We start from the raw sequence: 24832 nt of genomic DNA, 5'->3' as shown, positions 1-24832 counted from the left end.
AAGAAAGCTAGGTGTTCCCATTGATTGGTGCAATTTTTGTAGCTCTCGTAGCCATTGAACACATCTATATCCTGGTGATGGAAATGTTTATGTGGACCCGCCCACGCACAATGAAAACCTTCGGTCTCACTCCTGAATTAGCAGAATCGACCAAGTCTCTGGCTGCCAATCAGGGGCTATACAATGGATTTCTCGCGGCGGGGCTAATCTGGGGGCTGTTGTACCCCGACCCCATTGTTAGTCAGCACATTCAGATCTTCTTCCTGGCTTGCGTAATCATTGCAGCCCTATATGGAGGGGCGACAGCTTCGCGGTCTATTATCGTCAAACAGGGATTGCCTGCGATTATCGCACTGCTCTTGGTCCTTTTCCTTTAATCACCGCATGCTTGGCAGCTCGCCGCCCTGATTCATTACAAACCAAGCATGGTATGGTAAGGTAATAGTGGCAACAAGTCATGCCAATCACCGTGATTGATCTGGAAAGGAGAACGTCTCATGGGACTGTTTGACAAGCTTCGGCGTCGCAAAAAGGAACCTGTACCCGCAGGCGGAGCCGTGGAATCTTCTTCGCATAGTGAAACCATTGTTGGTTTTATACTATTGGAACAGGATGACTGTGATTTTGATCGCTTCATCCAAACGATGAAGAATGATTGGGATATTCATATCGATGAGAATTCGGAAGAGGGCAATCTTTTCTTTGAGGTAGATGGAATGCAGGTGGTATGTGCTCATATCGGTGCCCCTGTCCCCAACCACGAAGTGGAGGAGAATGCCAAATTAAATATATTGTGGCGTGAAGCGGAGCAAGTTACTTCCAGGCATCAGTCACAGATTATCGTTTCTGTTCTGAACGCAGCGGATGCCATCCAGGGACATATCCTGTTTACCAAGACAGCGAGCGCCCTGTTGCAGCTTGACCACGCACTCGCCATATATTTGGCGCCGCTCGTTGTCGAGGCACGTCAATATGTGGAGACGAGTCACAGTCTCAAGCAGGATGAGCTGCCGGTCTCCCTTTGGATTTTTATCGGTATGTACCAGAGTCCTGAAGGCGCCTCAGCCTATACGCATGGATTGCGAAACTTCGGAAAAGAAGAGATCGAGATCATACATTCAGCCAACCCGTTAAGCGATGTTTTTGAAATGATGTTCATGACCATGACTTACGTGGTTGAAAATGATGTCACTTTGCATGACGGAGAGACTCTCGGATTTACAGCCGAGCAGAAGCTCTCGATCACCCGGTCCAAGGGAATAGCTGCTGAAGGAACCAGTTTGAAGATTGGATTTTAGTTGAGCCGTTTGAATTACATGCTGCAAAATGCAGCATGTATGAAATGAAAAGTTAGATTTTTCAATAAAAAATGAAGTGCTTATTGTAATCTCGATGGCATATATATTAACACAGGAGGGGATATGTTTGTTGACAAGCATATTCCCTCCCCCTATAATCTAAAAAAAACACCAGCTTCTACCTGTTAGCAGCTTAACAAATGAGGGATTTCGTTGGTTCAATCCATTGATCGCGCAATGCATATTGTTCAGCTTCTGTTATCCGGAAACACCCGCTCCGGCTGGGCTATATCAGACATCTCAGAACGTGTAGGCTTGCCTCTAAGCACCACCCACCGGCTCATCAGCTCCATGATGGAACACGGACTTGTCACGCAGATTCCGGATACCAAGCGCTACAAAACCGGGTCACGCTGGATGGAAGTCGGCCTACAGCAGTTGGAGGAATCCGATATGCGCCTTGCTGCGAGACCCATCATGGAACAATTGGCGGATGAAGTTAAAGAAACTGTATTTCTGAGCATGCCTTACGGGCTCTACTCCATGGGCGTGGACAAAGTAGAGAGCCAAACCAAGCTTCGCGTGGTAGAAAACCTGGGCGAGCGCATCGCCATGCATATCGGCGCACCCAACAAGGCCATGCTTGCCAGCATGGACCCCAGAGAAGCTGAGGCCATTCTCATTCGACTCATCGATGACACCAACAAGCGCAATGAGCTGTTGCAGACATTACCCTCGATTAAGCAGGCCGGCTATTGTGTCAGTTATGCGGAACTTACCGAAGGGACCGTGGCCATCTCCTCCCCCATTATGGGATTCGGCCGCAAAGTAGAGGGAGCCATTGGCATTGGTGTTGTCAGTTACCAGCTCACGGATGAACGGGTTGCCTTTCTTGGCAAGCTGGTCACCCATGCGGCGCTTGAAATATCCAACCGGATTGGCGGATAGCCCGCCTGATCCGGCCTGTACCGGGTCTCATTTTCAAGAAGTCTGTCTCTTCACATTCAACGATTCAGCCCCTTACATCATGACCACTTCACTCAACCCTACATCAAGATATTCAACCAGCACTCCAGTTACACACACTGATCCGCCTTCCTGAAGCTTTATTGTCCATCATCTCTGTCACTATAATCGGAAACACTTTCCGAATTACGGAAATTTCACTTGACATGAAAAGAGGGATTCGATGAATAACGTACAGACCACCATTGAACAGACAGAACGCTTGGGAGCACACAATTACCACCCCCTTCCCATTGTAATCGCCCAAGCAGAAGGCGTCTGGGTCGAGGATCCGGACGGCAAGCGTTATATGGATATGCTTAGCGGATACTCCGCCTTGAATCAAGGGCATCGTCATCCCCACATCATCGCAGCACTGCATAAGCAATCCGCCAAGGTCACACTCACCTCGCGCGCCTTCTACAATGAACCATTAGCCGAATTACTGGAGAAGCTGACCCAGTACACCGGCAAAAATATGATTTTGCCCATGAATACAGGTGTCGAAGCTGTAGAGACCGCCATCAAAGCGGCACGGCGCTGGGGTTACCGGGTAAAAGGAATTCCTCAAGGGCAGGCCGAGATTATTGTCTGTTCCGGCAATTTTCACGGGAGGACCCTTACGGTAACATCATTCTCCTCCGAACCTTCCTATCGGGAGGATTTTGGTCCATTTACACCGGGCTTTACCATTATTCCTTACGGTGATATTCGAGCTTTGGAGCAGGCCATCACAGCAAACACAGCAGCATTTCTCGTTGAACCGATCCAGGGTGAAGCTGGCATTGTCATCCCACCGGATGGGTATCTGCAGCAAGCGGCGGCGCTCTGTCGTCAGCATCATCTACTGCTCATTGCTGACGAGATCCAAACCGGATTTGGCCGAACCGGTAAACCCTTTGCCTGTGATTGGGAAGCAGTTGTCCCAGATATGTACCTGATGGGCAAGGCATTGGGCGGCGGTGTACTCCCTGTGTCTGCTGTCGCTGCAGATCGCAGTATTCTCGGTCTGTTCGAGCCCGGCTCCCACGGTTCCACCTTCGGCGGCAACCCGCTGGCTTGCGCCGTAGCCATAGCCGCACTTCAGGTGACTGAAGGTGAAAAACTGGCTGAGCGCTCTCTTCGGTTGGGCGAGCAACTCCTGTCCAGGTTAAAGGCCATTAACCATCCGATGATTATTGACATCCGCGGAAGGGGATTATTCATCGCCATTGAGCTGAGCGGTCCGGCAAGACCTGTATGTGAGAAGCTGCAGCACGCTGGACTGCTCTGCAAGGAAACACACGAGCATGTTATCCGCCTGGCACCCCCACTCATAATTTCCGAAGAAGACCTGCACTGGGCTGCAGATGCCATCATCGATGTTTTTGCCAGTCTATAACCAGAGCACACGTTTTCTTGCGACTCATCTGCACCATCATTCCATAAGAAGAGGTGTTCCCTATGAAAAAATGGTCTACTCCACAACAAATCGCCGCATTGCTAAGCGATCTGATCCGCATCCCGAGCATCAGCGAATCGGAAGCCGAGGCTGAATTTCCTCTTTTTATCACACAACAACTAAGCGAGCTCGATTATTACAGACAGCATCCTGAATATCTTCAATCCCATCCCACTGGAGATGGCCGCACACTCGTAACCGCTTTGGTCAAAAGCCAAATACCCACAGCACGAACGATTATTGTACTCAGCCATTTCGACGTGGTAGAGGTGGATTGTTACGGAGACTGGAAGCCTTATGCCTTCAATGTGGAGAAACTGACAGAACTTTTCCACAGCAACAAGGAGCGTCTGCCGGAGAAAGTCCGGGCCGATATTGAGACGGATGATTGGATCTTTGGACGTGGTGTAATGGACATGAAGTGCGGTCTCGCCCTCCAGATGTCCATGATCGAACGAGCTTGTCACGGAGAATTTGACGGCAATCTGCTGCTGCTTGCAGTCCCCGATGAGGAGGTTAATTCTGTTGGCATGCGCGCCTCCATTCCTGTATTGCTCGAACTTGCCAAACGCCACGGCCTGGAATATGCACTGCTGATTAATTCGGAATCCCATTTCGGGGATGGTGATGAAAGCGGACGATATCTGGAGAAAGGCTCGATCGGCAAAGCACTGCCCGGATTTTTGTGTTACGGCAAAGAAACCCATGTCGTTTATCCATTTAAAGGTCTCAATGGCAACTACATGGCTGCCGAAATTACAGCCGAGCTGGAGATGGACACCACCTTCAGCGAACATGTTGAGGGGCAATCCACTCCGCCTCCAACCAACCTGATTCAACACAGCATGATGAATGCCTATTCGGTAACGATCCCCTATCGTGCTGTGACCATGAGCAACCTTCTGCTGCTGGAGAAATCGGTGGATCAACTGATCGAACCCCTGCTGGATGTAGCTCGCCGCGCCGCTGCCCGTATTGAACAGAAATACCATGCACGCGCATCCGCCTACCTTGGTGATTCCTCAGAGGAGACAAACATTCAGGTAAAGGTGATGACGTATGAAGAGCTGCTCCGTTATGCCCATCAAACCTATGGTGAAGAGCAGGTAACAGCCGTCATCCAGGAGGCACTTCATCGCAACCCTGAAGCGGATGACCGCGGTAATACCTCAGCCGTTGTTGATGCTCTATCTCTTCTGTGCAAGACTCTGTCTCCCATGATCGTGCTGTTTTTCGCGCCGCCTTACTACCCGCCAAACAGCTCGTACCAGTCCCAGATGGTGACTGAAATATGCAACAGCCTGTCCGAGTATGCTCTGGCACACCATCAGTTCGAGCTTCATCATGCCAACTTTCATAGCGCCATGACTGATCTGAGTTATGTAGGCTCCACTTCAGGCACAATTTCACATGACCGCCTGGCAGACAACATGCCGCTGTGGAACAACGGTTATTCCATTCCGCTGAACGAAATGGAGCAGCTCGCCATACCTGTCATGAATTTGGGTCCTTACGGCAAGGATGCGCACAAATGGACTGAACGTCTGAATGTGCACTATGCCTTTGTTACGATGCCTGATTTGCTCTCCACCTGCATTACCATGGCGCTTGCAGCCGGAGCTTCTACACAAGCGGTATAGTTTCATATCGTACAGACTTCATAATACGACTCATGTTGACAGTATTCATGGCAAAAATGCATTACTCCGGCTATTAATGTACATTAATATGACACAATAAGTGATTTAATTATAAAACTCCGAACATTTTAGGGTGAATAAAAGATTTTGCGTCACTCATATGTTATTCTAATTGACACCGAATAACTTCTCTTTTATGATGTAAGAAAAATATCAGCCTGATCACACTCTATCACTTGGTAACCCTGTCAAGAGCGACCCGACTTATTGCTTGTTATATTTTCGGAAAAGTTTTCCGTATTACGGAAAGAAACAATTTCAAGCTAAATCTCACCGGAAGACGGAACGCACTAATGCTCACTCTCCACGCAGAGTATGCCCGCATAAACGGCGTTCCGGACCGTAAATCAGGAGGGAAGCGTGTGGGCAGATATATCGCAAGGCGAGCGGTCACCGGAACGCTGACTGTCATCGTGGCCATAGTGTTTAGCTTTTTGCTTATCCATCTCGCGCCTGGAGACCCCGTCAGCATTTTGTCAGGCCGGGATAACCCTTCGCCGGCAATGGAGCAGGCTCTGCGCGAAAAGTACGGGTTGGACCAGTCCGTCGGCATGCAGCTGCTCACGTATTTCAAAAACCTGCTTCAAGGAGATCTGGGACAGTCTATCTCCAATAATCGACCCGTCACCGAGATGATTGGCGAACGGATCGGACCTACCCTGCTGCTGTCACTCACCACGGCGATACTCTCCCTTATTATCGGAACAGTACTGGGAATCTACTGCGCCCGGCGCGCAGGCTCCAAACTGGATACTGCCATGAACGGCATATCCTATCTCTTCGATGCCATGCCAGGGTTTTGGCTTGGCATGATGCTCATCATGATTTTCGCTTCATGGCTGAATATCCTTCCCACCGCAGGCATGGTTGACCTGAGAGGCGGGTACACGGGATTCGCCCATATAATGGATGTCATGAAACATCTCATTCTGCCAGGAATGACGTTAACTCTGATCAGCGCCCCCTACTTTTTCAGAATTGCCCGCTCTTCCGTACTTCAGGTCATGTCAGAGGATTTTGTAACCACACTACGGGCAACCGGCATGAATGAGGGCCGGATATTCCGCAAATATGTTTTCAAAAATGCTGTACTTCCTACCATCACTGTTTTCGGGATTACATTAGCCTATATCTTCACGGGTGTAGCCATCATCGAAATTGTCTTCAGCTGGCCTGGCATGGGCAGCTTCATGCTCAAGGCAATCAGCAGCCGGGATTACCCACTGCTTATGGGCATCTACCTCATCTTATCCATCTCGGTTGCCGTCACCATGATTATCGTTGATCTGCTCTATGCATTTATCGATCCCAGGATCAGGTACAAGTAAGGAGGCCATGTCCCATGGAAACGACAATAACCACACAAAGCTCCTTCAAACGGATGGTTCTTACAGTCAATGGCATTCTTCCACTAAAAATAGGTCTCGGCATTCTGGCCTTGCTGGTGCTGGTCGCCATCTTTGCTCCACTTATAGCTACGCATGACCCATATGCACTTGGTGAAGAACTGACAGCTCCCCCTGGGGCCGTGCATCTGCTCGGTACTGATGGACTGGGGCGTGACGTATTCAGCATGATTATCTACGGTGCAAGGACTTCACTGCTCATTGGCGTAGTAGCTGCTCTGATCTCCGGGGTCATCGGTACCCTGCTCGGCGGTATCGCCGGATTTTATCGTGGACCATTGGACAAAGTGCTCACCGAGGTCAACAATATTTTTCTCATCATGCCTACCTTCTTCCTCATCCTTCTCGTCATTGCCCTGTTTGGCAGCAGCATGCTGAATGTCATGCTGATTATCGGCTTAACCAGTTGGGTGGGTAATGCCAGGCTCATGCGCGCACAGGCAATGTCACTGCGTGAACGAACCTTCATACTTAGCTCAACAGCCATTGGTGAGAGCCGCATTCGCATTTTATTCAAACATATCATTCCCAACGGCATTTTCCCGATTATCGCCAACACCACCATGAACATCTCCGGTGCCATTCTAACCGAGGCAGGCCTCAGTTTCCTTGGATTGGGCGATCCCAACGTGGTCAGCTGGGGACAGATTGTTTTCAACGGACGTGCCTATCTGACTTCCGGCTGGTGGATCTCTACCTTCTCCGGCTTGACCATTGTGATTACCGTGCTGGCATTTTATCTGATCGGAGACGGATTGAATCGCATACTCAGTCCCAAGCTGCGCGGCCATCACTAGACTTCATTACTTATAATCCACTAGGCATCCCTGCAGTCCATCCCCACAAGAGGAGGCAAACATTATGCCCATGGTTAAATTGAATAATCTCAGCGTCACCTATAAAACGAAACAAAGACATGTCACTGCCGTGGACCGGGTGTCGTTAACCATCGATGAGCGTGATTCCATCGGCATCGTTGGCGAATCAGGTTCCGGCAAATCCACACTGGCCATGGCTATTCTCCGATTGCTCCCCGAACAGGCAGCCGAAGTTACAGGTGAAGTGCAGTTTAACGGAACTGATCTATTATCACTTAACGAAAGTGAGCTGGCTCGTCTGCGTTGGACTGAACTTGCTGTCGTGTTTCAGAAGTCAATGAGTGCATTAAGCCCGGTACATCGCATAGGTGCCCAAATGTCTGACATTTACCGCATGCACGAGACCAAAGTCTCCAAGCGTGAAGCAAGAAGTCGCATGGTTGCGCTGCTGCGCATGGTCAATCTCCCGGAACGTGTATATGACCTGTATCCGCATGAACTGTCAGGCGGTATGATGCAGCGGGTTGCAATCGCGCTCAGTCTGATGCACCAGCCCAAGCTGCTCATTCTTGACGAGGCCACAACGGCTCTTGATGTCGTGACCCAGGGTCAGATTTTGAATGAAATGCTTGAATTGGAACGTAAACTGGGCATTACTCGCATCATGATTACTCATGATATGTCGGTGGTGGCCTCTGCCTGCAACAAGGTTGCTGTAATGTATGCAGGACGAATCGTGGAAACGGGACTGGTGAAACAGGTACTGACTCACCCCCTTCATCCTTATACGCAAGGATTATTAAGGTCCATTCCGTCGTTTACGGGGGAAAAGGAAAATGTTCGTGGCATTCCGGGTTCCATTCCCGATCTGGCACTCTTGCCTACCGGATGTATTTTCGCCAGCCGCTGTGATCATGCCGTAGAGCTATGCCGCCAAGTCAATCCGGACGAAACCTTGTTCCAGCAAGGGCATCGCGTGGCCTGTCATCTCGTTGGAGGTGAACTCGCACATGCCCACTAATTCCCCCAAAGCGATTGTAGCCCAGGATCTGGTCAAGTATTACACGCAGCGCAAACGCATGGTCATCAATGGCAAAGTATCACGCAAACAGGACGTCAAATCGGTCGATGGTGTCAGTTTTTCTTTGGAACAGGGGCAGGTACTTGGCGTTATTGGCGAGAGTGGCTGCGGCAAATCCACACTCGGCCGACTGCTCACCAAGCTGGAGGAGGTTACGTCAGGGCAGATCAATTATGCAGGCGTTCCCTCACAAGAGTTGTACAAACGGAGCCCATCCGAATTCCGCCGTACAGCCCAGATGATCTTTCAAAATCCGTTTGATACGTTCGACCCTCGCTTCACGATTGCCAAGATTCTGACAGATACCCTGAAACTGCATCGAATAGGTCAAAATGATGCCGATCGCCTCGCGCTATGCTCGGAACGAATGGAGCAAGCCGGACTGCGTCCTGCTTCCGACTTCCTGTATCGTTACCCGCATCAGCTATCTGGTGGTCAACTGCAGCGCATATCCATCCTGCGCTCGATGCTGCTCAATCCTCTTTTTATCGTAGCAGATGAACCTGTTTCCATGCTCGACGTTTCCGTTCGGGCTGATATCATCAATATGCTGACTAACATCTGCCGTGAAGAGAATACGGCCATGGTGTTTATCAGCCACGACATTATATCCACCCGTTATGTATCCGATCAGGTTGCTGTCATGTACCTGGGGCGTTTCGTGGAAACTGGCCCCACAGATGAAGTGCTGCATCATCCGAAGCATCCGTATACCAAAGCACTCATCGCCAGTTCATCCAAACTGGAGTCCATTGGCCAGCCGCAGGAAACGATTCGGATTCAAGGTGAGCCTCCAACTCCCATTCATACCGGTCCAGGTTGCTACTTTTATTCCCGTTGTTATCAGAGGAGAGATTCATGCCTTTCCCAATATCCCGAAGCTGTTGATTTGGGCAACGGTCATTGGGTCAGCTGCCCATATACAGAGGATGATCCCACAGAAGCGAGTTGGCAACAAAAGCAGGATCCGCAGTTAATTTAACTACGACAAAGGGAGTGGAGACATGAAAAAAAGGTTGGCCTTATTCTCGGTACTGATTCTGATGGTGGGTCTGCTCGCAGCCTGTACGGGGGGCGGGAGCGGAAGCAATTCGGAAGGAACAACTGAACCTTCGGGCAATACGGCGGAAAATGGTGTGAAGGAAGGCGGCACTCTACTCGTTGGCCTAACCGGTGATCCGTTATCATTCAATCCTGACGGAACTTCCGACGATTATCTATACCCTGTTGCACAGAATCTGTTCAGCCGCCTGGTCAAAATCAACAACGATCAACAGATCATCTCCGATCTGGCCGAAAAGTGGGAGATCTCGGATGATGGATTAACGTATACGTTCCATCTTCATCCGGAGGCCACTTGGCATGACGGCGAGCCGGTTACCTCCGCCGATGTTAAGTATACGTTTGAAGCCATTAAGGAAAACAGTGGCCTTGCGGTGGAAAGCATCAGTGGCATTACAGGTATCGAAACCCCCGACGAGCATACGGTTGTCATTACGCTGGGCGAACCGGATGCGTCCTTCCTTGGTTATCTGGCCTGGTATGGAACGTTCATTCTGCCGGAACATATCTACAGCACCGCTGAATGGAATACAGGTACATCGGGTACGCCCATTGGCAGTGGGCCATTCAAATTTTCTGAATACACCACTGGCGTGAACGTGTCACTGGAACGCAATGAACATTATTTTGGGCAGGTTCCCCATGTCGATAAACTGATCTTCTCCATCATTACCGATCCTAATACCATGCTGCAATCCTTCTATAACGGTGAGCTGGATGTCTTCGGCGGTGATCCGCCGTCTTCCGAGCTACAGGTGATGATGCAAAAACCAGAAGTCGTTATGAAGAGCAGCCTTTGGCCATCCAGAACCTATCTTCTGTTTAATTTTGATCAGGAGCCATTCAATAAACTTGAAGTTCGTCAAGCTGTTGCTTATGCCATGAACAATCAGGAAATTCTGGATAAAGCCCTGAAGGGACAGGGTCAAGTTGCTGAAACTTTCATATCTCCTGTCTATGACTGGGCCATTGATGACACTTATACAGTCCCTGAACCAGACGCTGCCAAAGCCAAAGCTTTGCTTGAACAGGCAGGACTTACACCAGACGGCAATGGAAACTATCTGAACGTTACCCTTGATATTTTCCAATATGATGTTTACCAGGATATCGCTACTGTAATTAAGGACCAACTCGGCAAAGTAGGCATTAATGTGACGATTAACGTGAGCGATTATGCTGCCTGGGATACACAGGTCGTGCAGGAACGGAAATATCAGCTCAGCATTCTCGGTGGCTATCAAGGTCCCGATGTAGGGGCGATTACGAACCGGATCGGTACCGACCGTCCATCCAACATTATGGGCTACAGCAATAAAGAATTGGATCAGCTGCTGGCTGAGGGCGGAAAACTCGTCAAGGAAGACGAGCGCAAGCCGAAATATGCGGAAGTTCAACGCATTCTGTCAGAAGATCTGCCCATCATTCCCATCAGTGAATATGTCGGTTCCAATCCGGTGCATCAATATGTGAAGGGTGATCCTTCTTCTGCTGAAGCACTGCCGTATACATCCTTTTCCGAGTACAACTATGTATGGCTGGATAACTGATCAAAAGGCCCAGGTGCGAATGCACCTGGGCAACTAACCTTGATGAATCATAGAGGTAGACTTTCAAAAAACGGGAGGTATGTTCAGTGAATATCGAAGAAGTGATTGGCCGCGTGCCCGATTATGAGACGTTCATGACGATCGATGAGATGGATGAAAGCACACGCAAGCTGGCATGGGATTATCCTGATGTGGTGACAGTCTTTGAAGCGGGTACCTCACGTGAGGGGCATTCCATTCTCGGAATCAAAGTGGGCAACGGTCCGCTGAACGCCGTATGTTTTGCTTGTCCTCATCCCAATGAACCAATTGGCGCAATGACGATGGAGTTTCTGTCTCGTGAGCTGGCGGAGAATGCAGGGCTTCGGGAAGAACTCGGATTCACCTGGTACATTATCAAGTGTATTGACCCGGATGGGTTCCGGTTGAATGAAGGCTGGATCAAAGGCCCGTACACGATCTATAACTATATGAGGCATTTTTATCGTCCGATCGGGTATGAACAGGTGGAGTGGACCTTTCCGGTTGATTATAAGGAATTGCACTTCGATAATCCGCTTCCCGAAACGCAGGCGGTTATGAGGCTCATTCAGGAAAAACAGCCTGCCTTTCTCTATTCCCTTCATAATGCAGGATTCGGCGGAGCCTACTGGTACATCTCTGAGGATATGCCGGAAATCTATGACGATCTGCGGGCTGCCGCCGAAAAGCAGGATGTTGCTCTGAATCTGGGCGAGCCGGAAGCGCCTTTTTTGACAGAGTTTTCACCCGCTGTATTCCAGACGATGGGCATTGCACAGGAATACAATTATGTAGAGCAAAATACAGGTGAACCCCCAGTCGGTTTCAACTGTGGCACATCCAGTGGCGATTACGCATCTGCGCATGCAGAGGGCTGTGTTACCTTGCTGGCTGAGCTGCCTTATTTCTTCGATGCTCGTGTGCAGGATCTCCGTCTATCCAACATTAGCCGACGGGATGCTGTCCATGCTAACGTGGACCGCACAACTCTGTTTCTCACCAAAGTAGATGAGTTATTGCAACCCGTTCGTCCATACATTACAGAAGAGAATCGGTTCATCAAGCTGGTCAATATGTCGCTGGATCACATGAAGCAAGGTGGTGCCGCGAAGAAAAACTGGGCAGATAGCCTGCCGGAGTTTCAAGAAGCAGCTACGTTTGCTCAATTGTTCGATAATGTGGAGACCGCTGCGTTCTATAACGGACTGTCTCTCGCCTTGTCCCTCCGTGCAGTTGAATTCGAGATTGAACGACTGGAACGGGACGGCACAGATACCCAAGAGGCTTTGTCCCTGCTGCAACATGCGCGACACACGGCTAGTGATTTCCTGATCCAACACTGCGAAGAGCTCGAATCCAGGCTGGACTATTCGGTTATTCCGATTCAGAAGCTGGTTCGCATTCAAACGGAGAGCGGCCTGATTGTCACCAAACGTATCCATGAGCGAAGCCAGCAGGAGATCCACAACTGAAAGGAACGTGATCAGGATGTACGTCCCAGCGGAATATCAAATGAAGGATCAACAGAAGATGATCCAGTTCATCCGTAAGCATAGCTTTGGTGTGCTGTTCTCACAGCAAAACGGTCTGCCACATGGCACACACCTGCCCTTCCTGATCGAAACCGGAGCAGACGGGGACTTATATCTGGTCAGTCATATGTCCCGGGCCAACCCCCAGTGGCGCAGCATTGACAGCCAAGTGCTGACGGTTTTTTCCGGACCGCATGCCTACGTCTCTCCCACCTGGTATGAGCAAAAAGGATTTGTACCTACCTGGGATTATATGGCCGTTCATGTGTATGGTGAATTCATGCATGTTGACGATGCAGAGGGGCTCCGGACCATTATGGAACAGACGATAACCTATTACGAATCCGGTATGGATGAGCCCTGGGACGGACAAATTCCTGACCATATCTATCATCGTCTGATCCAGGGTGTGATGGGGTTCAAAATCAAAATCACCGACATGCAGGCTCAGTGGAAATTGCATCAGGATCACTCCCCCGAGCGTCGCAATAATGTCATTAGGCATTTAAAAAAGACCGGGGAACCTGATGCACTGAAAATTGCTGAGGCGATTAAGGCAGCCAATCCGGACAACGTGTAAATGTGTAATGCTATCGAATGAACAAGCATATGGGATTGTGCATGGTTATAGAGCTATCTATGTCGTAAAAAATCATTTCAGTAGTCCTACCGTGCGATTGCCCTAATGCAGCTGAACCGGATTTCCAAGGAATCTGAACATCAGACGGAATTTCAATGGGAAACCTATGATGAAGCATTGGCGTTTTTGCTGAAATAAGAGAAGCGTTCCCTTAGGGGAACGCCTTTTTAATATATTCTCTGTTGAGCTCGCTTATAGTCAGGATGTTGGATGAAGCGTGCATAGCATGGTGACCGATGTGCCGCACATCTCTCTCTCCTCAAATCCAAAACGTCGATAAAGTCGGATGGCTGCATTGTCTGGATCTACACTGAGTGACACCGCCTCGATCTCCCGCTTCCGAGCTTCCTCCAATGCCGCTTGCATCAACAGGGTGCCAACTCCTCTGCCCCTAGCCTCCTCAATGACCGCCATTCCCAATTCAGGTGTAGCAGCGTTCACGTAACCGTACCCGGCACTGTGATCACTATAGAACCGCAATGTGACTGCACCCAGTCTGCTGCCTTGTCCGTCTACAGCAATGAATCCAAAGTCCCCTTCTCTTCCCCATCCTTCCACGTACTTGGACAGTTCCGGGCTGTGTATGATATCGGGTTCCAAAGGTTCATCACCCTCCTTCGTAAACAGCGAAGCATATAACATTTCCCACAGGAAAGGAATATCCTCTGCCTCTATGGGACGCAATTGGCAACCTGTCATGAGTTCTCCTCCTTTGTTTGATCAAAGAGATGCTCCATCTTGTACCAATTCATTTCTTGCTCCACCTTATACTCCTGAGTTTTATCGCGCGTGCTGCTGCCGTTATAAATGGTCATTGAATGTTTGTTATAAAAGGTAATTCCAAAACCATTGATTTCCCGCCCCTCTTTGTTCATCATAAGACGCCATTCATAATAATAGGGAGTCTCCTGTTCTGGATTTCTTTGATTTACTTTTTTCAACTCAACATCCTTATAGTCTTTTAAAATATCCTGGATTTCCTCCGTATCCTTGATGATCACTTCTTCCCTGTCACCTGATGCACTGGAGAATCTCGTAATTTCCAAGCGGTCAAACTTGTCCAGCATGGTCATATGATCCGTAACCTCTGCCCGAAACGTGGTGTGTTGCTGAGATATGTACATCGGTATGGCGAAAGCTGCTATGGCAACCAAAATGACGATACCAACGATAAGTCTCTTTCTATTTTTCACACAATCTCCCCTCTCATTAAGCTGTATGCCTTTGGAAAAACCTATGGATGGATAAACCCTGAACCGCTAAAATGTTTTGAATCTTCTACCTTCTGATGCTGGCCTCCCGATTCATCTTCGTTTACTTTGTGTTCTGTATAACCATTGAAGCTGATCTGTAATTGGGAGCTATGTTGCAGCGTACCCACAACATAGTTTTTTACAAGTTCTATTGAGTTGGAATTCTGGGCTGACAGATAGCCGGTATTCTCATACACTTTGCGGAACTCTTTGCGTATCGTTTCTCCATCCCTAACCTCCTGGACCTGCACCAGAACTCCCGCCTGCACAAAAATCTCTTCACCCAAGTCTATAATGGCCGCATACTCTGCCTCGTAACTTTCGATTATGTCGGGCGAAAACTGTTCTTCCGCAAAATTAATCCCCTGACTCTCTTTGTCCTGATCGTTGATTATCTTTGGTGCATCCTCACCCGTGATTTCGGTATATCTCACTTGAAATTGTTCATGCGATAAATTCGTAATCTCCCAGTTAATTACGTTAGTCTGTGAAGTATCCCTTATAAAAGATCCACTTGGCGACTCTGTATGGAATTCCTTTTGAACAAGGGGAAAATCAAGTAATAATAATGCCGCAACGAAACAAATGGATGCAACCAATCCCCACTTTTTAATAGAACCACCCATCCCTCAAACCTAATAAAATATAAATACTGGAAAAAGGTATTTTGATCTAGTATACCATTTCATCCATATATTGTTCTATAGCAATATATCTATCCAATCCATCTTTTGTATTTCCACGTTACCATACATCGGACTAACAAATTACTGCATAGCCTACTAAAATCAGATAGATTTTTGATGCTTTTCAAATGCAGAGCAGTCTAATCTCGTCATTCAAACGCAACAAGCCGCGGTCAACCCTATGGAGGTTGAATGCGGCTTGTTTTTTCATGGGTCGAATTGATGTCATACCGGATTGCTGATTTCAAGATTAAACGGATGCAACACCTGTTGACTCTCTAATAACCAGTTCAGGTTTCAGTACGATTTTCTGTGGCGGTTTACGGTCATCCTTCAGCTCGTCTATTAACAGATCCACAGCAAGACGCCCCAAATCCTCAATAGGCTGGGCAACCGTTGTAAGTGGCGGGTTGGTCACGGATGCAAGAATGGTATTATCGAATCCAATGATGGATACGTCTTCTGGCACTCGCAAGCCGAGCTCTTTGGCTGCCTGCAATGCGCCAATAGCCTGCATATCATTACAACAGAATATGCCGGTTGGCCGATTGGCTTCATCAAGCAGCACAAGCATCTCCTTTTTGGCCGAGTTCAGGTCCGCAGCGGACTCTCTGATCTGCCATGGTTCAAGAGAAAGACCCACTGCCTCTACCGCTTCACGGAATCCGCGTATGCGTTCCTGACTGCTGCTGACCTTGAATGGTTCTGACAGTACCGCAATGCGGGTATGACCCATTTCAAGCAGATGCTGCGCAGCCAGTGCACCGCCAAGTCTATCGTCAATCGCAACGGTATGTACCGAAAGTGATGGCATATGGCGAGCAATCAGCGCAACGGGTATGGATTGCTGCAGAAGCGGTGACAGGATCTCGGCATTATCAATGCCCGTTCCGATCATCATGCCATCGACTCTTTTCTGCTGAAGCAGGTTCAGGTAACGCTCTACCCGCTCGTCCTTATTGTCCGTGCTGCAGATCACGACGCTATACCCCAGCTGGCGACTTCGATCCTCTACCGCTCTGGCAAGCTCGGCAAAATACGGATTGGATATATCCGGGACAAGCAGCCCAAGCGTATACGTTTGCTTGCCTGTAAGTGCAGCGGCAATCGCGCTGGGCTGATAGTTAAGACGTTCCATGATCTCCATCACTTCGGCGCGGCGCTTTTCACTGATTTTCCCTTTGCCGTTAATAACCTGGGAGACCGTAGCAATGGATACACCCGCCTCCCGTGCGATATCGTAAATGGTTGCTTTCATTGTTAATTCCCCATCTGTGCTATATACAAGATCCTTATATATAGGTAATCGTTTTCTTCTCATTATGCAGGGGGAAGTCCGCATACGCAACTTGAAGCCATTGAAGAAGGTGTATATAGGGCAGTATTACCTTTTCATCAGCCACTCATGGTCAGGGTCGTTATGAAACTTCCAGGTTCGGGTTGGACCCGCCATCACATTGAGGTAGTACACCTCATATCCTGGTGGAGCGCCCACTGGATGGTATCCGCAAGGAACAAGCACCACTTCACCATTGTTCACTGCAAGCGTCTCATCCACGGAGCGATCATCCGTATAAATGCGCTGAATGGCAAATCCCTGCTCTGGCTGCACACGGAAGTAATACGTCTCTTCCAGCAAAGATTCTTCAGGCAAAGCATCCCGATCATGTTTATGCGGCGGATAACTGGACCAATGCCCATCTGGCGTGAACACTTCGACGACGAGCAGGCTGTCTGCTTCCTTTTGTTCCGGTAAAATATTGTGAATCTGGCGCTCCAGATTGCCGTATCCACGAGTCTCTACCCCGACCTCTTCCGGTGTAATGAGACGGGCTGGATGTGTTCCCTTTCCTGGTGCCGCACATATGGCTATTTCTAAAGCGGAAATGGCTGTGATCTCGACCTGATCCGTGCTGGATAAATAGACCGAATAGGGAGGTATTTTTTCGAATATGCTCATTCTTTTCCCAATATTCTTCCACGTATGCTCCCTTGTACTCACGTTCGCCAAACCACTGAGAAGTACGATACAGAGCTCCTGATCGCCGCTGTCACGGGTAAAGGACTGTCCTTTCGCAAGCTGTACTACCTGAAATTCTACGTATTCCCAGCCCGCAGATTCCGGTGTTACTGTTAAAAGTGTGCCGTCTCCCTCCGGATTCACTACCGGCTTCACGATACGTTCTGACATGCTGCCACCCACTCCTTTCTGTAACTATCCATAACAAGCCATGTTCCTGCCAAACAGAAACACATCGTCTGCAATAAATAAGGTTCTTAGAAAGAATTAATTTATGGAGCAGTTGATTCCATCGTTACTCCGGGTACCTCCCGAAGCTTCACAGGTCTTCCCTGTTCCATCGACATCCGTGCCGCAAGTGCAATCCGTTCCGCCTGAACCGCATCATGACCGTCCACAGTAACGGGTGTATCATTCAGGATCGCTTCGATAAAAAGGGCTGTCTCCTGCACATATGCTTCATTGTATCTTTCCAGAAAGAAGTGCAGCGGCTTATCGCGCATGAGTCCGGCCGCTGTACTGATCTCTGCCGTATTGGGATGATCGTTCCCGGCAGTTGCACTGCCCAGGGATCCAAATACTTCAACTCGCTGATCATATCCATAGACGGCCTGGCGGCTGTTATCGATGACGCCGATGGCTCCATTTTCAAAACTCATCGTTACAATCGCCGTATCTACATCTCCATGCTCTGCAAAAACCGGCTGAATCAGCACATTGCCCTGAGCGTACACTTCCTCCACTTCACTTCCCGACAGGTAACGCGCCATATCAAAATCGTGAATCATCATATCCATGAAAATCCCGCCAGACACCCGAAGGTACTCTGCAGGCGGCGGACTCGGGTCGCGTGAAGTGATTTTGATAATATGTGGATCACCAATCGTTCCTTCCTGAACATGGGCACGCACCCGCTTGAAGTTATGATCGAAACGGCGGTTGAATCCGATCTGCAGTTTCACGCCGGCCTCCTGCACGGCAGTAACAGCGGCTTGGGTCTGGCTCAAATTCATACTGACCGGTTTTTCGCAGAAAATGTGTTTCCCTGCCCGGGCTGCCTGCACGATCAGCGGCACATGTGTATCTGTTGAAGAGCAGATCAGCACCGCATCCACGTCCGGCATTTCAATCAGTTGGCTGCTATCTGTCGTCACGACAGGAATACCCCTTATGGATGCCCAAGCCTCCAGTTCTGGCCCTGCAAACAAATCACTGATACCTACGATCTCGGCATGCGGATTGCGCATGAGATTATCTGCATGAATCTTGCCAATCCGCCCAGCACCGATGATGCCAATTTTCACTTTATCCTTGCCCATCCCGTTATCCTCCCTGTCTACGCCCATATGGGCTGGGATCCCCCTTCGCCCGGATCACCCTATGTTATTACCAGCGAGCAGTCACCATTTTTTTGCGAGTATAAAATTCAACGCCATCCGTGCCATTGGCATGCAGATCACCGTAGAACGATTTCTTCCAGCCGGAAAAAGGGAAAAATGCCATCGGTGCAGGTACACCCAGGTTAATACCAAGCATGCCTGCATCAATTGTTTCACGGAACTGCCGCATGCTCGCTCCGCTGCGGGTAAACAGACAAGCTCCATTGGCAAAATCGGAACGGTTCGCCAGCTCAATCGCTTCCTCCAGTGTAGCCACTCTTGCCACAGAGAGCACCGGGGCAAAGATTTCATCCTTCCAGATTTTCATGCTGCTCTGCACCTCATCGAATACCGTGGGTCCAACAAAATAACCGGGTTTGCCCGCCGCTTCATCCTTGCGACCATCCCGAATCAAGGCAGCACCTTCCTGTTCTCCGGATTCAATGTAGCTGAGTGTACGTTCTTTATGTGGTCCGCGAATCACGGGGCCCAGGAATATACCCTCATCCATGCCATTACCAATTGTAATGCGATCCGCTGCTTCCACCAGCTGTTGTACTAGCGTGTCCGCAACATCGCCAACAGCGACAACAACCGAACAGGCCATGCAGCGTTCTCCTGCCGAGCCGAAAGCCGCGCTGGTGATCTCTTTCACCGTCAGATCAAGGTCGGCATCTGGCATCACGATCGAGTGGTTTTTGGCACCGGCGAGCGCCTGCACCCGTTTACCATGCGCGGATGCGGTGGTATAGACGTATTCAGCCACAGGCTGTGAGCCGACAAAAGAGATCGCTTGAACATCCTTGTGTTCAAGCAGTCCGTTCACGACGTCATGTGCACCGTGAACGATGTTCAGCACGCCGTCCGGAAGCCCCGCTTCCTTGAACAGTTCAGCCAGGCGGCCCGCCAGCAGCGGTGTACGCTCGGACGGCTTCAGGACAAAGGTATTCCCGCACGCAATGGCCAGCGGGAACATCCAGCACGGTACCATCATCGGGAAGTTGAAGGGGGTAATTCCCCCGATTACGCCAATTGGGTACCGATACATGCCCGATTCCAGCCCGGTGGCGATGTCGGGCAGCTGCTTGCCCATCATCAGATTCGGGGCACCTGCCGCGAATTCCACACATTCAATGCCTCGCTGAACTTCCCCATAGGCTTCAGCGTAGCTTTTGCCATTCTCCAGTGTGACCAGCCGTGCGAGTTCTTCCCAGTGCTCCACCAGCAATTGCTGATAGCGGAACAAAACACGTGCACGACGGGGAACCGGTGTGCCGCTCCAAGATGGGAATGCGTCCCGTGCCGTCTGCACGGCAAGATCAACGTCCGCTTGTTCCGACAGCGGCACGTGTGCAATAACCTCTTCCGTGGCCGGATTTACGACCGGCTCGGTACGGGTTGCCGCCGGGGTCACCCAGGCACCCCCAATCCAGTTTTGTACCATCGTTACTGTTGCAGACGCTTCTGAAAGCCCTTTTCCCATAGCCCTGTCTCCCTTCGCTTATATGTGTTCCGTATGTTCCGATTACTCCAACGCGATTCAGGACACGGTAATTTCGCCCCGATTGCAGCGTTCGATATAGTCATTCACCTGCTCCACCGTCGGCATCGCATCCGAACAGCTGTGACTGGAGATGACGATACTCGCCGCCGCACTGCCAAACGCCATGCTTCGTTCAATCGTCCAGTTCTGCATAATGCCGTATAGGAATCCTGCTGCATAGGAATCGCCTGCTCCAAATGTCTTCACCACACGCGCAGGATAGCTTTCCGCTCGATGGGATAGCCCCTCACGGGTATACGCAATGGAGCCTTCTTTGCCATGCTTAATCACGACGATTTTTGCTGAGTAATCAAACCACTTTTGCGCAGTTACCTGATCACTATGTTGTGGATTATGGTCAAACGTCTCCATCATGTCGAACTCTTCGCGGGTACCCAGAATGATGTCGCATTTTTCAGCTGCGAGGTTGTAATAGACTGCCGTTTCTTCGGCTGATGTCCATGTGTAGGGGCGATAATCAAGATCAAATATAATGACGGTTCCATGTTTTTTCGCGTAGGTTAAAGCCTGGAATACCGCTTCACGGGATGGACTCTGGGCCAGAGCCGTTCCGGAGATCAGGAGCACCTTGGAGTCAGCGATCAGCTGCTCCTGCACTTCACGCGCCTGCAGCAACAGATCTGCTGCATGGTCGCGGTACATCAGAATGCTGCAGTCCGTTGGACTTTTGATTTCGGTAAAAGCGAGACCTGTCACCGCTCCTGTGTCGTCCGTTACCACATTCGAAATATCGATTCCGTTGCGTTCCAGATAACCTTGGATGAACCTGCCCATCTGGTCATTGGCGATTTTGCCGATAAAGGCCGTTTCCATGCCGAGCCTGGACATGCCAATCGTAATATTGGCCGGAGAACCACCCACATATTTCGTAAACGTCATCGTCTCTTCCATCGGACGGTTGATCTCATTGGCATTCAAGTCGATACACAGACGGCCGATCGCGGTGAAATCCATCTTCCTGGATGAAGGAAAGGAAACGTAAGTCATTGGTTCTGAACCCCTTTCGGTGATGGGATAGTGATCCGGATGGAAGGTGCTGACCGACTTATGTTGAACAGACTGACTTTCGGTCTGCACCTACTGTCTACAACTTCTATGTGTACGTGGACTTGAAAAACACTTCGTTACCTCATCGTATGGGCTTCAAGTTGACGCCATGCCGAATCAGCTGGGCTGATCAATCAATGAATTCATATACAAAAGGGATCGTTTTGCATACTCATATGGATTATGAATTGCGGGGTCCTGCTCCCCTTCAAGCATCGCCCAGCCATCATATCCCCGGTCGATCAACTCTTGCAGAATCGGAGCAAAATCAATACATCCATCTCCAGGTACGGTGAACACTCCTTGGCGAATACAGCCCACAAAATCAGATTGTGCTGCCCGCGCTTCATCCAGTACATCCGGACGAATATCCTTCAAGTGGATATAGGCAATCCGGTCATAATGTTTTCGCAGCAATGCGAGTGGATCTGCTCCTCCGTAGTAGGCATGACCCGTGTCATAGAGCAAATACACGAGAGAGGGATCGGTCAATTCCATCAAACGGTCGATCTCATCCGGTTGTTCTACCACTGTGCCGCCGTGGTGATGGTACGTCAGCTTTAGTCCATATTCGCGGGCTATAGCTCCTGCTTCGTTCAATCCTTCGGCAAGGATATGCCACTCAGATTCACTGAGCCGTAGTACTTCCTTTTCATGTGGAGTCCGCCGGGGATCAAAATGTAAGGAACCACCTACCTCTGCTGTGCTAATCACCGTACTGCCCATCGATTGCAGAAATTCAGCATGTCTGCGGTAGCTGTCCAGCTCAGACTGTCGATAAGCCGGATCGGAGAGCAGCACCGATTTCCACTGAGAAACCAGACGGATATTCCGCTTCCCTAATTCCTCTCGCAATGCAGCTGGGTCTGTCGGATATTTGCGCCCCATCTCGGTACCTGTCAGACCAAGTCGCTGAATGTCATCCAAAATCTGCTCACACGTGGTGTCGTCTCCATGCTCCTTTACATCCTCGCCGACCCAGTTGATCGGATGAATCCCGAGCTGAAATGGCAGCTTATTCATTGCTCCACGTCTCCTTTTTTTGAGTTCAGCGTAATGTTCGTTCAGATGCACTGTGCTGAATTAAATGGGCCTTGCTTTGGCTCGGCTGGCTTGCATTGCGTGGTGAGCACTAATAACCTTTTCTTCCGTAGATACTTCCGGCACCCCTACATTCCACCAGGATTCATATCCTCCTGCGTTCGTCCCCGGCACAACCAAGATTTCGATCAGTGTGGTTATCGTTTCGTTCCGTGCATCTCTGAGCGCCTGCTCCAGCTGCTCTGCTGTTTCCACTTGATACGCTTTTGCTCCCAGACTGCGGGCATGTGCTGCAAAATCCATTGGCATGTAATCTCCACTCAGTTGCCCTGTCTCCGACTCACGGTAGCGAAACTCGTTGCCAAACCCATCACTGCCGTGCTCGCGCTGTAAATTATGAATACACTGGAAGCCGTTGTTGTTGAATAGCAAAATGGTAAACTTCTTCTGTTCCTGCAAGCTGGTCACTAGCTCGGAATGCAGCATCAGGTAACTGCCATCGCCAACCATGGCGTATACCTCACGATTCGGCTCTGCAAGCGCTGCTCCAAACGCTCCACTCACCTCATATCCCATGCAGGAAAAGCCATATTCCATGTGATACGTCTTCGGTGCTGCCGCACGCCAAAGGCGATGCAAGTCTCCGGGTAGGCTTCCCGCCGCGCACACAATGACGGAAGATGGATCAATTGTCCGGTTAATGACTCCAACAGCGGTGGTCTGCGCCAGCCCTGCTTCGTGCTGGAGTTCATACAGCCGATCTACCTCACGATTCCATTCGACCCGCAGATCAGCAATTTCGGATGAGCTGTATCCGCTCTGATACTTCCGTTCCTGCAATGCCGTTTGCAAAGCATGTAGACCTTCCCGCGCATCTGCCAGAATCGCTTCCCCGCCCAGCTTGGCTGCGTCCATGCCGTTCAGGTTAATGTTGATAAATGTAATCTCAGGATGCTGAAAAGCGGACCGGGAGGCCGTCGTGAAATCCGAGAACCGGGTGCCGACGCCGATCACTACATCGGCTTCTCTAGCGAGCCGGTTGGCCGCTAACGAGCCGGTAACCCCAATGGCCCCCACATTGAGAGGGTGATCCCAGGGCAATGCACTCTTGCCGGCCTGTGTCTCGGCAACCGGAATACCAAACGCCTCGGCGAACGCAGCAAGCTGTGTGGAAGCCTCGGAATACAGCACACCGCCGCCTGCAATCAGCAGTGGCCTCCTGCCACGGGCAAGCTGTTCCACTGCCCGTTCAATGGCCGCATGCACCGGGGGGCGGCGGTCCAGGTAATGCACTTTGCGGGCGAAGAACGATTCCGGGTAATCGTACGCCTCCGCCTGTACATCCTGTGGGAGCGCCAGTGTTACCGCACCTGTCTCCGCCGGGTCCGTGAGGATGCGCATCGCCTGCGTGACAGCGATCATCAACTGTTCAGGACGAACAATGCGATCCCAGTATTTGCTGACCGCTTTAAATGGGTCTGTAGCCGAGACTGTATAATCACTGCTCACTTCCAGCTGTTGCAGTACCGGGTCCGGCTCTCGTGTGGCAAAGTTATCACCGGGAAGCAGAAGTACAGGAATCCGGTTAACCGTTGCTGTTGCCGCTGCAGTAATCATGTTCAGCGCACCGGGTCCGATCGATGTCGTACATGCGTAGATCTGTCTGCGGTTCTTCTGCTTGGCATAGGCCGCTGCCGTATGTACCATGCCCTGTTCGTTTTTGCCCTGCATATACGTCAAGCTGCCCGAACTGCGTTCCAATGCTTCTCCAATTCCTGTTACATTACCGTGTCCGAAAATGCCGATGACGCCCTTCACAAATTTGGTTTCTACCCCATCTACGGAAATGTACTGCTGATCCAGGTAGCGGAGCAGTGCCTGAGCCATTGTCAGCCGAATCGTTGTCATGGATTTCGTCTCCTTCCCCTTTATGGGTAAAGCGCTTAATCTACGTTAAGGATAAGCGCCTTACCCATAAAGGTTAAGCGCTTAATTGATATGGTATTATAACTTGATGAAATAGGCAAGATATTTTTGTAAGCGTTTTATAAAATATAGTAACGTTAATTATCCGTGCGCTGCTAAACTGCGTCGACCACACTCTGAAGAAATCGTCCATTTAGATATGTGGACTATACCAGGCATTAATCTTGATGAAACTCTATGAACGCAAAAAAAAGAGATAGTATATACCATCTCTTGTTTCACGATATTAAGCGGGTGATGGGAATCGAACCCACGCTATTAGCTTGGAAGGCTAAAGTTCTACCATTGAACTACACCCGCAT

The 24832-nt window shown here is 49.9% G+C and carries 22 protein-coding genes and 1 tRNA gene; 12 read left to right on the top strand and 11 right to left on the bottom strand.

Annotated elements, in window-relative coordinates; translation table 11 throughout:
* Positions 1 to 20 precede the first annotated feature (20 nt).
* The 12 genes from AAIH57_RS29035 (at position 21) to AAIH57_RS28980 (ending at position 13494) form a co-directional block, all read left to right on the top strand.
* A complete protein-coding gene (locus AAIH57_RS29035) occupies positions 21 to 377 on the top strand; it encodes a DUF1304 domain-containing protein (RefSeq protein ID WP_175394471.1) in 357 nt (118 codons plus the stop codon).
* 120 nt (positions 378 to 497) lie between these two features.
* The gene (locus AAIH57_RS29030; protein ID WP_430023860.1) at positions 498 to 1298 is read left to right on the top strand and encodes a DUF4261 domain-containing protein; all 801 of its coding nucleotides are present in this window, start codon (positions 498 to 500) and stop codon (positions 1296 to 1298) included.
* Positions 1299 to 1511: 213 nt separating this feature from the next.
* Positions 1512 to 2246: an IclR family transcriptional regulator gene (locus AAIH57_RS29025; RefSeq protein WP_175394469.1), complete on the top strand. Its 735-nt coding sequence runs from the start codon at positions 1512 to 1514 to the stop codon at positions 2244 to 2246.
* Positions 2247 to 2487: 241 nt separating this feature from the next.
* Positions 2488 to 3684 (top strand): ornithine--oxo-acid transaminase, encoded by a 1197-nt coding sequence (locus tag AAIH57_RS29020; protein ID WP_430023859.1) that lies wholly within the window; start codon positions 2488 to 2490, stop codon positions 3682 to 3684.
* A 62-nt stretch (positions 3685 to 3746) separates the two neighbouring features.
* Positions 3747 to 5384: a M20/M25/M40 family metallo-hydrolase gene (locus tag AAIH57_RS29015; protein ID WP_430023858.1), complete on the top strand. Its 1638-nt coding sequence runs from the start codon at positions 3747 to 3749 to the stop codon at positions 5382 to 5384.
* Between the two features lie 422 nt (positions 5385 to 5806).
* On the top strand, positions 5807 to 6772 hold the full coding sequence (locus tag AAIH57_RS29010; RefSeq protein WP_430023857.1) for an ABC transporter permease: 966 nt from the start codon (positions 5807 to 5809) through the stop codon (positions 6770 to 6772).
* Positions 6773 to 6786: 14 nt separating this feature from the next.
* Positions 6787 to 7647 carry an ABC transporter permease gene (locus AAIH57_RS29005; protein ID WP_430023856.1) on the top strand — a complete coding sequence of 287 codons (861 nt, stop codon included), beginning with the start codon at positions 6787 to 6789 and terminating at the stop codon, positions 7645 to 7647.
* Positions 7648 to 7711: 64 nt separating this feature from the next.
* On the top strand, positions 7712 to 8689 hold the full coding sequence (locus AAIH57_RS29000) for an ABC transporter ATP-binding protein (RefSeq protein ID WP_430023855.1): 978 nt from the start codon (positions 7712 to 7714) through the stop codon (positions 8687 to 8689).
* Complete coding sequence (locus tag AAIH57_RS28995; RefSeq protein WP_430023854.1) at positions 8679 to 9731, top strand: oligopeptide/dipeptide ABC transporter ATP-binding protein; 1053 nt, start codon at positions 8679 to 8681, stop codon at positions 9729 to 9731. The genes AAIH57_RS29000 and AAIH57_RS28995 overlap by 11 nt, the downstream gene beginning before the upstream one ends.
* A 22-nt stretch (positions 9732 to 9753) precedes the next feature.
* Complete coding sequence (locus AAIH57_RS28990; RefSeq protein ID WP_430023853.1) at positions 9754 to 11361, top strand: ABC transporter substrate-binding protein; 1608 nt, start codon at positions 9754 to 9756, stop codon at positions 11359 to 11361.
* An 86-nt stretch (positions 11362 to 11447) separates the two neighbouring features.
* Positions 11448 to 12854 (top strand): M14 family zinc carboxypeptidase, encoded by a 1407-nt coding sequence (locus AAIH57_RS28985; protein ID WP_430023852.1) that lies wholly within the window; start codon positions 11448 to 11450, stop codon positions 12852 to 12854.
* Positions 12823 to 13494: an FMN-binding negative transcriptional regulator gene (locus AAIH57_RS28980; RefSeq protein ID WP_430023869.1), complete on the top strand. Its 672-nt coding sequence runs from the start codon at positions 12823 to 12825 to the stop codon at positions 13492 to 13494. Before AAIH57_RS28985 ends, AAIH57_RS28980 begins: the two co-directional genes overlap by 32 nt.
* Before the next feature lie 258 nt (positions 13495 to 13752).
* On the opposite strand, the gene AAIH57_RS28975 is transcribed toward AAIH57_RS28980, so the two are convergent.
* The 11 genes from AAIH57_RS28975 to AAIH57_RS28925 form a co-directional block, all read right to left on the bottom strand.
* Positions 13753 to 14253: an N-acetyltransferase family protein gene (locus tag AAIH57_RS28975; protein WP_430023851.1), complete on the bottom strand. Its 501-nt coding sequence runs from the start codon at positions 14251 to 14253 to the stop codon at positions 13753 to 13755.
* Positions 14250 to 14747 carry a hypothetical protein gene (locus AAIH57_RS28970; protein WP_430023850.1) on the bottom strand — a complete coding sequence of 166 codons (498 nt, stop codon included), beginning with the start codon at positions 14745 to 14747 and terminating at the stop codon, positions 14250 to 14252. The genes AAIH57_RS28975 and AAIH57_RS28970 overlap by 4 nt, the downstream gene beginning before the upstream one ends.
* Positions 14748 to 14788: 41 nt before the next feature.
* Positions 14789 to 15241: a hypothetical protein gene (locus AAIH57_RS28965; RefSeq protein ID WP_430023849.1), complete on the bottom strand. Its 453-nt coding sequence runs from the start codon at positions 15239 to 15241 to the stop codon at positions 14789 to 14791.
* A 502-nt stretch (positions 15242 to 15743) separates the two neighbouring features.
* Positions 15744 to 16751 carry a LacI family DNA-binding transcriptional regulator gene (locus AAIH57_RS28960; RefSeq protein WP_175394458.1) on the bottom strand — a complete coding sequence of 336 codons (1008 nt, stop codon included), beginning with the start codon at positions 16749 to 16751 and terminating at the stop codon, positions 15744 to 15746.
* Positions 16752 to 16877: 126 nt separating this feature from the next.
* Positions 16878 to 17684 (bottom strand): 5-deoxy-glucuronate isomerase, encoded by an 807-nt coding sequence (gene iolB, locus AAIH57_RS28955; protein WP_430023848.1) that lies wholly within the window; start codon positions 17682 to 17684, stop codon positions 16878 to 16880.
* Positions 17685 to 17785: 101 nt separating this feature from the next.
* Positions 17786 to 18832, bottom strand: a complete 1047-nt coding sequence (gene iolG, locus AAIH57_RS28950) for an inositol 2-dehydrogenase (RefSeq protein WP_430023847.1) — start codon at positions 18830 to 18832, stop codon at positions 17786 to 17788.
* 67 nt (positions 18833 to 18899) lie between these two features.
* A complete protein-coding gene (locus AAIH57_RS28945) occupies positions 18900 to 20375 on the bottom strand; it encodes a CoA-acylating methylmalonate-semialdehyde dehydrogenase (protein WP_430023846.1) in 1476 nt (491 codons plus the stop codon).
* A 57-nt stretch (positions 20376 to 20432) separates the two neighbouring features.
* On the bottom strand, positions 20433 to 21443 hold the full coding sequence (gene iolC / locus AAIH57_RS28940) for a 5-dehydro-2-deoxygluconokinase (protein WP_175394455.1): 1011 nt from the start codon (positions 21441 to 21443) through the stop codon (positions 20433 to 20435).
* Positions 21444 to 21620: 177 nt separating this feature from the next.
* Positions 21621 to 22526: a myo-inosose-2 dehydratase gene (iolE, locus tag AAIH57_RS28935; protein WP_430023845.1), complete on the bottom strand. Its 906-nt coding sequence runs from the start codon at positions 22524 to 22526 to the stop codon at positions 21621 to 21623.
* A gap of 60 nt (positions 22527 to 22586) precedes the next feature.
* Positions 22587 to 24452, bottom strand: a complete 1866-nt coding sequence (gene iolD, locus AAIH57_RS28930) for a 3D-(3,5/4)-trihydroxycyclohexane-1,2-dione acylhydrolase (decyclizing) (protein WP_430023844.1) — start codon at positions 24450 to 24452, stop codon at positions 22587 to 22589.
* Between the two features lie 307 nt (positions 24453 to 24759).
* Positions 24760 to 24830, bottom strand: a tRNA-Gly gene (locus tag AAIH57_RS28925).
* Positions 24831 to 24832 lie beyond the last annotated feature (2 nt).

Source organism: Paenibacillus sp. MABNR03 (assembly GCF_050455445.1).
In the GTDB taxonomy this organism is placed as follows: domain Bacteria; phylum Bacillota; class Bacilli; order Paenibacillales; family Paenibacillaceae; genus Paenibacillus; species Paenibacillus xylanilyticus.
Note: the sequence above shows the minus strand (reverse complement) of the source record. Positions and strands in the feature narration are given on the sequence as shown.